General features: G+C 41.5%; 12 protein-coding genes and 1 pseudogene. 7 read left to right on the forward strand and 6 right to left on the reverse strand.

Annotated features, from left to right (window positions below; all coding sequences use genetic code 11):
- Positions 1 to 37 precede the first annotated feature (37 nt).
- From PUQ00_RS23865 to PUQ00_RS23890, 6 genes and pseudogenes are all read right to left on the reverse strand, one after another.
- Positions 38 to 187 (reverse strand): element excision factor XisI family protein, encoded by a 150-nt coding sequence (locus PUQ00_RS23865; RefSeq protein ID WP_300421511.1) that lies wholly within the window; start codon positions 185 to 187, stop codon positions 38 to 40.
- Positions 175 to 591, reverse strand: a pseudogene (locus PUQ00_RS23870) (XisH family protein). Before PUQ00_RS23870 ends, PUQ00_RS23865 begins: the two are co-directional and overlap by 13 nt.
- 323 nt (positions 592 to 914) lie before the next feature.
- The gene (locus PUQ00_RS23875) at positions 915 to 2,123 is read right to left on the reverse strand and encodes a 4-hydroxy-3-methylbut-2-enyl diphosphate reductase (RefSeq protein ID WP_300421513.1); all 1,209 of its coding nucleotides are present in this window, start codon (positions 2,121 to 2,123) and stop codon (positions 915 to 917) included.
- Positions 2,124 to 2,242: 119 nt separating this feature from the next.
- The gene (locus tag PUQ00_RS23880; protein ID WP_300421516.1) at positions 2,243 to 3,076 is read right to left on the reverse strand and encodes an SGNH/GDSL hydrolase family protein; all 834 of its coding nucleotides are present in this window, start codon (positions 3,074 to 3,076) and stop codon (positions 2,243 to 2,245) included.
- A 196-nt stretch (positions 3,077 to 3,272) separates the two neighbouring features.
- Positions 3,273 to 4,688: an ammonium transporter gene (locus PUQ00_RS23885; protein WP_300421518.1), complete on the reverse strand. Its 1,416-nt coding sequence runs from the start codon at positions 4,686 to 4,688 to the stop codon at positions 3,273 to 3,275.
- 521 nt (positions 4,689 to 5,209) lie between these two features.
- Positions 5,210 to 5,533: a YnfA family protein gene (locus tag PUQ00_RS23890; protein WP_300421520.1), complete on the reverse strand. Its 324-nt coding sequence runs from the start codon at positions 5,531 to 5,533 to the stop codon at positions 5,210 to 5,212.
- Between the two features lie 117 nt (positions 5,534 to 5,650).
- Between PUQ00_RS23890 and PUQ00_RS23895 the strand changes: the two genes are divergently transcribed.
- From PUQ00_RS23895 to PUQ00_RS23925, 7 genes are all read left to right on the forward strand, one after another.
- Entirely contained in the window at positions 5,651 to 5,863 is a 213-nt protein-coding gene (locus PUQ00_RS23895; protein WP_300421521.1) for a hypothetical protein, read from the forward strand.
- Complete coding sequence (locus PUQ00_RS23900) at positions 5,844 to 10,586, forward strand: GAF domain-containing protein (RefSeq protein ID WP_300421523.1); 4,743 nt, start codon at positions 5,844 to 5,846, stop codon at positions 10,584 to 10,586. The genes PUQ00_RS23895 and PUQ00_RS23900 overlap by 20 nt, the downstream gene beginning before the upstream one ends.
- Positions 10,587 to 11,007: 421 nt before the next feature.
- Positions 11,008 to 11,433: a DUF4363 family protein gene (locus PUQ00_RS23905; protein WP_300421524.1), complete on the forward strand. Its 426-nt coding sequence runs from the start codon at positions 11,008 to 11,010 to the stop codon at positions 11,431 to 11,433.
- A 99-nt stretch (positions 11,434 to 11,532) separates the two neighbouring features.
- A complete protein-coding gene (locus PUQ00_RS23910; protein WP_300421526.1) occupies positions 11,533 to 11,814 on the forward strand; it encodes a peptidase in 282 nt (93 codons plus the stop codon).
- A 636-nt stretch (positions 11,815 to 12,450) separates the two neighbouring features.
- Entirely contained in the window at positions 12,451 to 13,449 is a 999-nt protein-coding gene (locus PUQ00_RS23915; RefSeq protein WP_300421527.1) for an RNA polymerase sigma factor, RpoD/SigA family, read from the forward strand.
- Between the two features lie 90 nt (positions 13,450 to 13,539).
- Positions 13,540 to 13,716 (forward strand): hypothetical protein, encoded by a 177-nt coding sequence (locus PUQ00_RS23920; RefSeq protein WP_300421528.1) that lies wholly within the window; start codon positions 13,540 to 13,542, stop codon positions 13,714 to 13,716.
- Between the two features lie 141 nt (positions 13,717 to 13,857).
- The gene (locus PUQ00_RS23925; RefSeq protein WP_300421530.1) at positions 13,858 to 14,496 is read left to right on the forward strand and encodes a peroxiredoxin; all 639 of its coding nucleotides are present in this window, start codon (positions 13,858 to 13,860) and stop codon (positions 14,494 to 14,496) included.
- Positions 14,497 to 14,627 lie beyond the last annotated feature (131 nt).

The raw sequence follows: 14,627 nt of genomic DNA on the forward strand, positions 1-14,627 counted from the left end.
AAACCTCTCCGTATTCTCTCTTAGTCTTGTTCAGAAATCAAATAGGAGTCCTATATACTAATTGATAGTGATCATGAATAGTATCAAAAATAACTTGTTTTTCTATTTCACTCTTTGACGAACTTCGACTAGCATATTCTGCCAGTGATTGTTGAATATAACCTCGATATTGCTCTAATTTTTCCATTCTACAATCACCTCATTCACAGGATCGTAAACGATTAGCTTTAGTTGAGTTCGTTGAATAACAATTTGAATAAATTGCAATGCGAAGAAGCTGCTATAAGTTCCTAAAGGAACAGCTAAGTATAAAACTCGTTCTGGTTCTTGAATCTCTAAAGCAATTTTATAGTTGAAACATTGACCCAACGCTGTATGAAATTCCTAAATATTTGATGCACCAAGAAAACTCTTAATCTCAACCGCTATTTTATCTCCTGCTCTCTCAGCTGCTAATATTGCCTCTGCACCCAAATCAATGTACATTTGAACTCCACCGACTTCAATTTCTAGAGGATCATCTGTAATCATCCAGCCTTCTTTCTCTAGCCCTTTTCTAACAGCATTATGAAAAACATCTCTTGCAGCCATTCAAATATAACTTTCTTAATTATGTAGACGCGGGAAGTGCAGCTTCCCTCAGGGTATTACGAAGTGGTATTGTCTCTAAATATAGCACTGGTAAAGCCAATACCTAACCTCATCGATATTCTCGTATTCCTAATTATAAATTATTACTAACTAAGACTTGACACTAATTAATAATTATGGATTATCCAATCTTGTAGGGTGGGCAGGGTTCGACTGAGCGCTCACGCCGAAGTCTTGCCCGCCAGCAATTAAAGGCGGGCAAGATGCCCACACCACAAGAAGTAATTGGATGTTTTTTTATTTGTCAGTCCATCTGAGAACTGTTAAACCAGTGTTGCTGTTGCTTTCACAGCAAAAATTTTCTCAATCACATCTTCTACCACCTTATCTGGCGTGGAGGCACCAGAAGTAATTCCCACAACAATTTCTCCATCTGGCAACCAGTTTTCTGTAGTTATTAACTGCCCATTTAATTGCCGATGTTCAATGAAATATCCTGATTTAAGGCGCTCAACAGTATCAATATGATAAGAAGGAATTCCCCGCTCAAAAGCAATTTGTTGCAATTGAGTAGTATTCGATGAATTAAACCCACCAATTACTACCATCAAATCTAAATTATGTTGCACTAACTCCAACATGGCATCTTGCCGTTCTTGGGTGGCATCACAAATAGTGTTGAAGCTTTGGAAATGCTGATTTAACTCGGTAGGGTCATACTTGTGCAACATAGTCCGCTCAAAAAGCTTACCAATTTGCTCAGTTTCGCCTTTAAGCATTGTAGTTTGGTTGGCAATGCCAACTCTTTCTAAATCTTGATCGGGGTCAAATCCTGCTGAACAAGCTTTAACAAACTTTGTCAGAAACTCTTCACGATTTCCACCATTGATAATATAGTCAGCAACATATTCTGCTTCTGGCAAATTCAAGACTATTAAATACTTGCCCGCAAAAGAACTAGTAGCAACTGTTTCTTCGTGCTTATATTTACCGTGAATAATAGAAGTATAATCAACTTTTTTGTGCTTTTCTACTGTATTCCAAACTTTAGATACCCAAGGACAAGTTGTATCAACAATTTTGCAGCCTTTATCGTGAAGTATCTGCATTTCTTGAACGCTAGCCCCAAAAGCAGGTAATATGACTACATCACCAGTACCAACAACAGAAAAGTCTTTATTCTTTCCTTCAATGGGGATGAATTCTACTTCCATCTCCTGCATACGCTGATTTACAGAAGGGTTGTGGATAATCTCGTTAGTAATCCAGATGTGTTCTGTGGGGAAGTGCTGACGGGTTTCGTATGCCATTGCCACAGCCCGTTCTACACCCCAGCAAAAGCCAAAGGCTTGTGCTAGTCGGATTGTCACATTACCTCGTTGCAGAGTGTAATTGCGATCGCGAATTTCCTGAATCAAGTTACTCTGATACTCAGATTGCAACTGGGTAGCAACTTCTGCTTGATGACCAAAGCCTTTGCGATTGTAATTTTCTGAATGTTGGAGGCTGCGCTTAAAAGCTTTTGTATCCATTAGATTTGTCTACTTAAACCACTATTTTTTATTTTCTCGCGCTCTGACGCGATTCATACACACTTGTATTCAAAGATATTAATTCTTTTTGGGCTTTAGCCTTTTTCAAGAGAAGGACGTTAAGGCTGGGGTTTTAATTCGATGTCGCTATAAATCTGCAATGCAGAACGCCAAACTATATAGCCTTCAGGACTTAAGTGTAAGCCATCAGTAGTAAATTCGCGGCGGAGATTACCTTCCTTGTTGGTAAATAGGGGATATAAATCGAGATATTTAACACCTTTTTTGGTAGATATGCTTTGCAGTTGCTGATTCAACTCACTAATGCGACTATTGGCAACAAGCAACAGTTTTTCTCGTCCTTTCCAAGTTGCTTCTTCTGCCCCATGTGGCAAAATCGATTGGACAACAATTTGTGCTGTGGGATGCACCTTTCGGAGGTAATTGATAATTTGCCCTTGATTATCTAAAATTACCCTGTCGCTCATCCCTCCAATTAGGTCATTAATGCCAATCATCACAAAAATCACCTCTGGCTGGGTGCGGTCAAATATATTCAATCTTTTCAAAAGTCCATTGCTGGTTTCGCCAGAAATTCCTTGATTGAGCCAATTTTTACCTTCAGGTAATAACTCCGGGGGAAACCACAAACTCAAAGAATCTCCCACCAGGATGTTTAAATGCGGAGGACGATGTTCAGCTGCAACCTTGGCTTCTTGCTTAAGGATGTCTACCCACTCTTGGTAAGTGAGTTGGTGACGGCGACCCAAATCAGGTGTAGCAATTTGGCGATCGCTATTCAGGTTGATTTGGTCCGGGGGTGTTATCATCCCAAAAAAAGCGGCCAATCTCTGCTGTTGCCAAATTAGCAGAATGACCGCCAACATGAGGATGCCGTTGGTTAACAGCGAGAAAAATGCCCAGAGCGGAAAGGTTTTTGCAGAAGTAGACACGACTAGCCAAATTTACCCATTATTTGAATCAAATTTTAACGCTAGCGATCGCAAATTAGCCCAATTTGGGATTTTAAATTTTGGATTTTGGTGAAGTAGCGCGGTCTTGGAAGTTTCCCCCATCAGTGACTGCACCAAGCCGAAGGAATTGAAAGAAAAATCTAAAATCCAAAATTGAATGACTCAGCACTCAGTACTATTGAATAGAACCATCGCCAAACTCGGAGTTGTAACCTTCTTCACCGTGTTCGTTGATATCCAAACCTTGTAATTCAGCTTCCTCTTTGACTCGCAGACCGACTGTAGCATCGATAATCTTGAGAATAATCCAGGTACCAACACCTGCGATCGCATAGGCAACGGCAATTGCTGCTAGTTGAACTCCCAATTCACCAAAATTACCACGTAGCACTCCGTCTTTACCTCCTGCGTTGATTTCAGTCGTAGCTAAGATGCCCGTTAAAATTGCCCCCACTGTACCACCAACACCATGCACAAAATAGCTATCTAAAGCATCGTCAATTTTTAGCTTGTGCTTGTAACTTATCGAATAGAAGCAAACAAAGGCGGTGATGAAACCAATTAAAATTGCTGATAGCGGTGTCACAAATCCGGCGGCGGGAGTGATGCCCACTAAACCAGCAACGGCTCCTGTAGCTGCTCCCACAGCGGTTGGTTTACCCCGTAAAACCCCTTCCAAAATTAGGAACATTAAAGCTCCCGCCGCCGCCGCCGTATTGGTGGCAACAAAGGCTGATGTTGCCACATTTGTAACTAAGTCCCCAGAAGTTCCACTAGCAACAGATAAGGCACTCCCAGCGTTGAAACCGAACCAACCAAACCACAGCAAGCCAGCACCCAGCAAAATAAACGGAACGTTGTGCGGAGGGCTAAGACGATCGGGATGGGTATTCCGAGCGCCAAGGACGCTCGCAGCTACCAGGGCTGAAACGCCAGAACTAATATGAACTACTGTGCCACCTGCAAAGTCGAGGGCACCCAAACCACCGTACAAACCTAAAAATCCACCTTTCGCCCATACCATGTGGGCCAGGGGGGCGTAAACAAAGGTTGACCACAGTAGGACAAACAGCGAATAGGCGCGGAAACTCATCCGCTCAACGATCGCCCCAGAAATTAAGGCTGGGGTGATAATGGCAAACATGGCTTGGTAGATCATGAATGCCTGGTGGGGTATAGTTCCAGCATAGGAGACGACTTCCGCCGGGTTTGACCCTTTGAGATAATTGGTTATCTCTAAACCGACACCATTTAACCCGAACCATTGCAATCCACCGATGAACGGTAAACCTGGCGCAAAGGCAAGACTATAGCCCCACAAAATCCAGGTAACTCCCACGATCGCCATCAACACAAAGCTCATCATCAATGTGTTTAGGATGTTGCGCGATCGCACAAATCCACCATAGAAAAACGCCAGTCCTGGTGTCATTAGTAGCACCAATGCTGCTGAAATCAGCATAAATGCCGTATCTCCAGTATCAGCAGTAGGCACAGTCGCGGCTGGTGTTTGGGCAAAAGCGTTGCCCATCAGCGGTACTCCCAAAATCAATAGGGTGATAGCCCCAATCATTACAACTTTCTTCAACACTTGTTTTTCTTCCTAAGCACCTATTTTTTGTATACTTAACTACATTTGATTCCTTTTGGTTAGACATTTTTGTCTTTAAAGATACTTAACCTGAATTTTCTTCAAATGTTAACAAAAAAAATATAATCCTGATTGTAGTTGCCAAAATTTAAATAAGGGTGTATCGATTGAATCATTGCATCTTTTTTTGAAGAATACCATTTTATTGAAGCTCTACAAAATTCCAAATTTTTAGTTATTAGGACTTACGCATTCACAAGAAATACCAAATATGGAGAAGTTTAAAAACCACATCAGTATGTAAGTGAGAATATTTATAATTATGTTAAGAAATTGAAATTGTCGGGTGCGTTAGCGCTCAAAGTACGGCACCTTGAATTATAGATGATGCCGTACTCTCGTCTAACACACCCGACGTTAATTTATATTTGTTTATATACATTGAAATTTTCTTGCCGACTTACTTAGCTTTAAATATTTATTTTGTGCCAACTTAAACTTAATTAATATAGAAGTTTTACTTAAGGTCTGGGTGCAAACATGATAATTAAAACACTCAGTAAAGCTAAACAAGCTCCTATTAGGTCGTAGCGGTCTGGAGTTACCCCGTCTACCTTCCAACCCCAAAGCATTGCCATTGTGATAAACACGCCACCGTAAGCAGCATATACTCTGCCAAAATTTGCCGATTGGAGAGTTGCAATAACCCCATAGAAAACTAAAGCAATTCCACCCAATATACCCCACCAAAACGGTTTACCTTCGCGCAACCACAACCAGATCAGGTAGCCGCCCCCGATTTCAAATAAACCAGCCCACAAAAAATACAGTAGGGATTTAATCATTTGACCGATTATTTAAACCAATTATTTAATAAGGCGAAGTCAGTAAAATTACGCTAACGCTTTTAACTAAACTATTGTCATTAATTAAAGTAAGTTTGTTGAACTGGGCATTGGGCATTGAGCAAAACAGTTCCGAGTTGCGAGTTCCAAGTTGCAGTTCTGAGTGAAGAAGTAAGATTCCTAATTCAGCACGGGCTAAACCCTAGCTATCCGCTAACAGCACTCAGCACTCCTGAAGGGCATTGGTTATTTACTGCTCCCCTGCCCCCAGTCCCAATCCTCAGTTCCCAGAATATAGATAAGGCTGAAGATGAAAGCACCATTACCTAATAACGAAGCACAGAGAATCGAGACGCTTTTGGAGTATAAGATTCTTGACACGCCATCTGAAGCCGCTTTTGATGACCTTACGCGTTTAGCCTCGTATATTTGTCAGACTCCTATTGCCTTAATTAGCTTAATTGATATAAACCGTCAGTGGTTCAAGTCAAAAGTCGGTTTGGATGCCCTAGAAACACACCGAGATTTGGCATTCTGTGCCCATGCTATTTTACAGCCTGATGTTTTTATTGTGCCTGATGCAACAGATGACAAACGGTTCGCTACAAACCCACTGGTAACATCTGATCCAAATATTCGGTTTTATGCTGGTGTACCTCTGACTAACTCAGAGGGATACGCGCTAGGAACCCTATGTGTGATTGACTACGTACCACGGGAACTTACTCCAGAACAATTGGAGGCATTACGAGCTTTGGGTCGTCAAGTCATGAAGCAATTGGAATTGCGCCGAAATTTAGCAAGTTTGGTACTTATTACCAAGAAAGACAAACAGGAGCAGAGGGTACGCAAGCAATTTTTCACAATGATTGCGGCAGGTTTTGGTTTGGCATCGGTAATTTTAGTTCTGATTGGTGTGGTTTCCTATCAAAATACAAGAGTATTTACTAATAATCGCACTATGGTAAAAAATACTTATAAAAAAATCAACAGCCTAGAAAAATTACTGTCCCACATAAAGGATGCTGAGATTGGACAAAATAATTACATCTTCACTGGAGAAAAACTTTATCTAAAACCATATCAAACAGCACTTGCTAACGTCGATCAAGAAATTGCCGAACTGAAGAGTTTAGCAGCAGATCAACCGAACCAAAAACAGCAGATTGCAATGCTTGAATCTGTGATCAAGGCTAAACTTACGGAACTAAAACAGACTATCGACTTGCGCCAGAACAAGGGATTAGAGACGGCGTTGCAAGTACTAATGAGAAATAATCAACAAAATCTCATCGATAATATCCGCAAGGTGATCAATGAGATAGAAAACGAGCAAAGGGGAGGACTTCAACAGCAGTTACAAGCAACAAAGGATCTGACTCGTAACACAATTCTGACACTTGCGATCGCTATCTGCCTAAGTTTTATCGTTCTTGCTGTAGTCTACTACTTGATCTATCGTGAGGTGATTGAGCGCAAGAGAACAGAAGAAACCTTAAACCAAGAACGCAACTTTAGCGCAGCAGTCGTTGATACAGCAGGCGCATTGGTAGTAGTTCTCAATTCTCAAGGGCAAATTGTTCGTTTCAATCAAGCTTGTGAGCAAATAACAGGTTACTCCTTCGATGAGGTAAGGGGTAGGTATTTCTGGAACTTGTTCATACTTCCTGAAGAGTTGGAGTCAGTCAAAGCAGCTTTTGAGCAATTGCTAATTACTAAAGACTTCTTGAAATACGAAAACTATTGGGTAATGAAGGATGGCAGTCGCCGACTGATTGCCTGGTCGAATACCTTCTTAAAAGACTATGAAGGAGGAGTGGAATACATTGTTAGCACTGGCATTGACATCACCGATGTCTCCGACGAGCTTCGCTTACGCAAACGATCTGAACAGCTTCTGACTGCACAATATGCTGCAACCCGCGTTTTAGCCGAGTCCGCCACAATCAGCGAAGCTACTCGCCAAATCCTGCAAGGGATTTGCGAGAGTTTAGGATGGGATTTGGGTGAAATTTGGATGGTAGATCAGCAAGCAAATGTGTTGCGTTTTCTCGACATGTGGCACAAAGTACCCCTTGAGGTACAAGAATTTGAAGCGCTGAATCGGCAAACCACGTTTCCACCAGGAATTGGACTACCTGGTCAGGTTTGGGCTAGTTCTGAACCTGTTTGGATCACTGATGTGGTTAAAGAACTCAGTTTTTCCCGCTTCAAAATCAGCGCTCAAGTAGAACTACGCGCAGCCTTCGGGTTTCCAATCCGCAGTGGTCACAAAATTATCGGTGTCATTACCTGCTTCAACCGGGAAATCCAGCCGCCTGACCAAGATTTGGTAAAAACGATGAATTCGATTGGTGAGCAAGTAGGGCAATTTATCCAGCGTAAACAAGCTGAAGAAGAAATACAACGCCAAAACTTGCGATCGCAATTATTTACCGAAATCACCCTGAAGATTCGCCAGTCTTTGCAAATCGAAGAAATTCTCCAAATCACTGTTCAGGAGGTACAAAAGATTCTCCAGACTGACCGAGTTTTGATCTATCAGCTTTTGCCAGATGAGTCTGCACCCACCGTTATTGAAGCAGTAGTTTCTGGCTTACCAATAATCAAAGAGCAAAATATCACCACTCTCTATTTACAAGCGGAATATCTACAACAGTACTATCTACACCAGTACCGTCAAGGACAGATTTTGGGGCTTGCTAACTTCAATCTGCCGGAAGTTGAACAAAATCATCTGGAATTAATGCAACAGTTTGGGGTGAAAGTCAATTTGGTTGTGCCCATTCTAGTCAAAGAAGAACTTCGCGGTTTACTCGTAGTTCATCAGTCTGACGATTCTCACCAGTGGTCTAGCTTTGAAACTCATCTTTTGCGGGAAATAGCTGACCAAGTAGGTATTGCCTTAGCCCAAGCCCAACTATTAGCAGTAGAAACTCGTCAGCGAAAAGAGCTTGAAATTGCCCGTCGCCAAGCCGAATTAGCTTCTCAGACGAAAAGTGCCTTTTTGGCAAATATGAGTCATGAAATTCGGACTCCGATGAATGCTGTCTTAGGAATGACCGGTTTAGTGTTAGATACTTCCTTGGACGCAGAACAGCGAGATTTTATTGAGACAATTCGTAGTAGTGGAGAAGACCTTTTAAGTTTAATCAACGAGATTTTGGATCTTTCCAAACTTGAGGCTGGACAGATGGCTCTCGAAACTCTAGATTTTGACCTATCGACTTGTGTGGAAGAAGTGGTGGAATTATTGGCTCCTTCAGCCCATAACAAGGGATTAGAAATTGCCGCCCTGATTGAGCAGAACGTCCCCACCCTGCTCAAAGGAGATCCTGGTAGGCTGCGGCAAATTCTCATGAACTTAATCAGCAACGCTATCAAGTTTACCAGCGTTGGCGAAGTATTAGTGCAAGCCGAATTGCGATCGCTTTCCTCTACTACAGCCACTATCCACTTTGACATCACAGATACTGGTCTTGGCATTAGCCCTGAAGACCAACGCAAACTCTTTACGCCATTTACCCAAGTGGATGCTTCTACCACTCGCAAGTATGGTGGTACCGGTTTGGGATTAGCCATCTGCAAACAACTTGTAACCTTGATGGGAGGAGTGATTGGGGTAGAAAGTCAGATGGAGAAAGGATCTAAGTTTTGGTTTGAGGTGCTTTTTACAAAGCTTGTTGAGCCTGTTTTGCCAAAATCCGATGGCTTGTCTGCGACACACTATGCCAACGCCAACGCCAACGCCAAGGGCGATCGCCGCTTGTTAGTGGTGGATAATAACACTACTAATTACAAAATTATCTACCATCAAGCTAGTCATTGGGGAATGCAGGTAGATCACGCTGACAGTATTGCTGCTGCTCTCAAAGCTATTGAGTCAGCTGGTGAGCAGGGGAAATCATATCATGTCGCTTTGGTTGATATGCAAATACTTCAAACAAATGGCATGACAATAGGCGAACAAATTAAAGCCAATTCGGCAATTGCTGAGATACCTTTGATTCTGCTCACCTCTAATAATCAACGGAATGAAGCACAGCAGGCGCTCAAAATGGGATTTGCTGCTTATTTGGTCAAACCCATTAAGGCATCACGACTCCTCGATACCATCATAACTATTTTAGAAACTGCGCCGGAATCAGAACAAGGGGCTAGAGACTGGAGACTAGAAGCTACTGAAAAAATCCAGAGTAGAGAAACTTCAGACATTCTGACTTCCTCTTCCCCTAACGCCTCTACTAAATTCAAGTTAAGAATTCTCTTAGCTGAAGATAATTTGGTGAATCAGAAAGTAGCCTTGAAGCAACTCCAGAGTTTAGGCTATAAAGCCGATGTGGTTGCGAATGGAAAGGAAGTTTTGCAGCTATTAGAAAAAATTCCTTACGATTTGATTCTCATGGATTGCCAAATGCCAATTCTCGACGGTTTGGAAACCACAAAAGAAATTCATCGTTGGCAAGAGGATGCCTTTGTGTTGCGTCGTCGTCCTGTGGTAATTGCGATGACGGCTAATGCGATGAAACAAGATGAACAAATGTGTCTCAATGCCGGAATGGACGACTATCTGAGTAAGCCAGTGTTTAAAGAAAAATTAGCTGCGACCCTAGAGCATTGGACAGGCGTGATCATTTCACAACAAGAGGCAGTTGTGTATGAACAGACAGTTTCCACTGACCTAGCAATTGATTGGGAACAGTTGCATCGGATATCGGGAAATGATCGAGAATTTGAATTAAATCTATTGCAAGTATGCTTTGAAGATATGAAACCCCGTTTAGAATTAATTAAAGCAGCGATCGCATCTGATAACTTTGAACGAATTGCGCGAGAAACTCATCAACTTAAAGGTTCTAGTGCCAACATTGGAGCCACAGCTATGTATCTAGCAGCTGACAAACTAGAACAATTGGCTTACCATCAAGAGCGTAGAGGTACTACTAACTTAATTTTAGAGTTAGAAGAATTTGTCAACCGTATTCAAGATTTTTTAATCAGAAAAGAAGTCATAAATAACACTTTATTATCAATCAAAAATGATGGAGCTTAACAATTCTAAACTCCAAATTCCAAATTGTACCCTTACAGAGAAGCAAGCTACGCGCAGAGTCTCTTAAAGAAGAGAGTTACATAAGGAGAGTAGCGCCTTGCGGGGGTTTCCCCCGTTGTGGCGACTGCGGGGCATTTAAACCCTTTAATTTAAGATAATAGGACTTACGCACAAGAGATCCCCCAACCCCCTTAAAAAGGGGGCTTTTAAAGTTCCCCCCTTTTTAAGGGGAGCCAGCGCTGTGGGCGGGTTTCCCGACTTGAGGCGACTGGCGTGGGTTAGGGGGGATCTAGGTTTCAGGTTTTGAGTGCGTAAGTCCTGATAAATTAGACTTTACAAACATCTTCTTAGACAACAGGTTTGCTAATCTAGTAGCTGATACCGTCAGTACTTGGCGATTTATCATTATTACAGAGGTATTATGAAACGCTTAATTTACATCATCCCTATTACTGCAATTGGCTTACTGACATTGGTAGGATGCAACAGCGCTCAAGAATCTGCTACCCAGACTCCTGCTACCACTGAAGCCACTGCGCGAACAACAGTATCAAAAACGCCTGATGCTCCGCAGGGAGGTTTTAATACTTTGGTCAGTGTAGTTTCAAATACAAAAACTGCGGTGTCAGCCGGAAACTTTGACAAAGCTCAACAGGAATTTGATAAGTTTGAAAACTCTTGGTCTAAGGTTGAGGATGGTGTCAAAACTAAATCTTCAAAAACCTATAATACAATCGAAGATGCTGCGACTCAGGTGAAAGGTGCGCTGAAAGCAAAAGATAAAGCGAAAGCTCTTAAGGGGTTACAAACACTTGACACAAATATCGCCACTGTTTCTAAAGGTTAATTGACATACAGGAGGAGTCACAGAATGAGAAAATTTTAGATCAGTTCTGTACCTCATCAAGCTCTAAACTGCGATAGTTTCCACTGGAGAATTTGGATAATGCGTTCATTTCGCAAGTATCACCGGACTTTGGCGATTATTTTGGCTTTACCGCTTGCTGTAACATTATTAACTGGTATTGCAGCTACCCTCGTAGGTGAGTGGTCAGCTAACCTTGGAGTCGCCCGTAGTCTACTGCTTTCGATTCATCGTGGTGAAATCTTCGGTTTAGAGAGAATCTACCCGATTTTGAACGGACTAGGACTATTGGGGTTGTTGGTTACTGGATTAAGTATGACTAGTTTGTTTGCTAGGAAAAGGCCAAAATCCGAGAGGGATTAGAAAAGACATAACTTCACTTTAGAGCGATCTTTTACTCCATGACAACATGTGCAGGGAGTGATTTTTTTGCTTAGATTCCCAGAAGGCGACTTCACTTAGGCTAAAACTGTAAACAGACAGAAGGAAGCAAAAAGTACTTTTATGCGTCATAGTCTATATCATGTCTGGGTACTTACAGCAGAATTGCTGAACAAACAAAGCCCGAGACGCTCCGCCGAGGTGTCAGAATGGGCTACGCCCCGCGACGCTAACAGAATTAAAACACTCTTTATACCTAGCTTGGAGACTTAACTTGTGTACTTCACCTTTGTTAAAATCTGCTGGAATTTGAATAGACATAACTTTTTCAATTCTTTGACAAGCTCCTGTCACATCAAGCTCTTAACTTAAAAAATAAATATTAGTTTTGGCGAAATAATTATATGTGACAACAACCAGAAAAATCTTGCCAAATTCTTTATTTTTACTTTTTAAAGTTAAGCTAGAAACCGATTACAGTCACAATTAACCTCAGCACCTTAATTATCAAAATTAAGAATTTCGTTCTAATTTAATTTCTGAATGTCACAGTAATTATCTCGGATTTAAGTTTATTTCCCTCTTAACCAACAAGTTTTTCTGAAGGTTCAAATAACTATGAATAATCTATCTAGCCAGTCTATAGAAGTAAATAATAAAAATGAAAAGTTTTTATATACTACTGATATAGTACGTACTTATCTTAGCGAGATTGGACGTATACCTTTATTAACTCAGGAGCAAGAGATTAATTTTGCCAAGCAAGTTCAACAAATGATGGCTTTGCTTGCTGCCAAAGAAAAATTAGCGATTCAATTAAAACGTCAACCGACACAACAAGAGTGGATTGAAAATATAAATATCGGTGAAAAATCCCTGCTGCAACAGCTACATCAGGGACATCAAGCTAAACAGAAAATGATTCAGGCTAACCTGCGACTTGTAGTGTCTATTGCTAAAAAATATCAAAGACATAACCTAGATTTTCTCGACTTAATTCAAGAAGGAAGTTTAGGTTTAGAGCGAGGAGTTGAGAAATTTGACCCTACTAAAGGCTACAAGTTTTCAACTTATGGCTATTGGTGGATTCGTCAGGCAATTACACGAGCGATCGCCGAAAAAGGACGTATTATCCGCTTGCCTATTCATATTACAGAAAAACTGAATAAAATCAAGCGTATTCAACGTGAATTAACTCAAAAATTAGGTCGGACTCCTACCGCAGCTGATATCGCCGAAGAACTATCTTTAGAACCAACACAAATTCGAGATTATTTACTCTTAGCACGTCAACCTGTCTCTTTAGAATTGCGAGTTGGCTCAGAAAAAGATACAGAATTACAAGATATGTTGGAGGATGATGGACTCTCGCCAGAATTATACGCTGACCAAAAGTTTCTCCAACAAAATATTCAAAACTTATTGTCAAAATTAACTTCTCAGCAACGAGAAATATTAACTTTACGTTTTGGTTTAACAGATGGAAATGAACTTTCTTTAGTAGAGATTGGTCAACGTATGGGTATTAGTCGAGAACGAGTGCGACAGATAGAGCAAAAAGCTTTGGGTACTCTACGAAGAGATAAGGATAAGATACACAACTATCTAGCTAATTAATTTTGAGCGAGAGATTACAATATGCCCGATCGCAACCTCCAAAAACACGCTATTGTGCTGTAGCAATCAATGAAGCAAGGGAGCATCTCAATGAGGGCAAATATACCAGATGAGAAACAAGATTCTTGCTCCCTCTTTGAACCCACGGAGAGGCTTGGGGTGAGGTTTTACAAGGCTTTTGACGAAAGTGAGATGCTCCCTGAAGCGATCGCTTCACATGCTACAGCCAGAGTTAACATTGCTATAACTTACGCATTGACAAAGTAGATAAAATATGCAATAAGAGAAAAAAGATCAGACTTTCCAAAATTTTGTTTCAAACCGCTAAACTCCGATTGGGGAATAGGGGTTTTATGTCATGATGGCATAGTAGAACACATATGCTTTTCTAACTACAGGGAATCTCACATGGCTCTCCGTCTAGGTGATACAGTACCCAACTTTACGCAAGCCTCAACACACGGCGACATCGATTTTTACGAATGGGCAGGTGACAGCTGGGTTGTGCTGTTCTCTCACCCTGCTGATTTTACACCTGTTTGCACAACAGAACTCGGCACAGTTGCCAAGCTCAAACCAGAATTTGACAAGCGCAATGTCAAAGCGATCGCACTTAGCGTTGATAACGTTGAATCCCATAAGGGCTGGGTGGGAGACATTGAAGAAACTCAAAACACCACCCTTAACTACCCAATTTTGGCGGATGCTGATCGCAAGGTTTCTGACCTTTACGACATGATCCACCCGAATGCTAATGCAGCTGTGACAGTGCGATCGGTTTTCGTGATTGACCCCAACAAGAAACTCCGTCTCACTTTCACATATCCCCCCAGCACGGGACGCAATTTTGATGAACTTTTGCGGGTGATTGATTCTCTGCAATTGACTGATAATTACAGTGTGGCGACACCAGCCAACTGGAAAGATGGTGAGGATGTTGTAATTGTCCCCTCACTGAAAGATCCAGAAGTACTCAAAGAAAAATTCCCCAAAGGCTATGAGGAAGTTAAACCTTATCTGCGGCTAACTCCTCAGCCTAACAAGTAAATCTGAAAATGATTTTACGCAAAGAAACAAAGACGCCAAAATATAACTTTGCGTCTTTGTTTCTTTGCGTGAGAATATAGTTAGTGGGCTAGGCATCATAACCTGGAAAAAATCCCGATGTTTTCATCCCC

Source organism: Nostoc sp. S13 (assembly GCF_029379315.1).
Lineage (GTDB): Bacteria > Cyanobacteriota > Cyanobacteriia > Cyanobacteriales > Nostocaceae > Nostoc.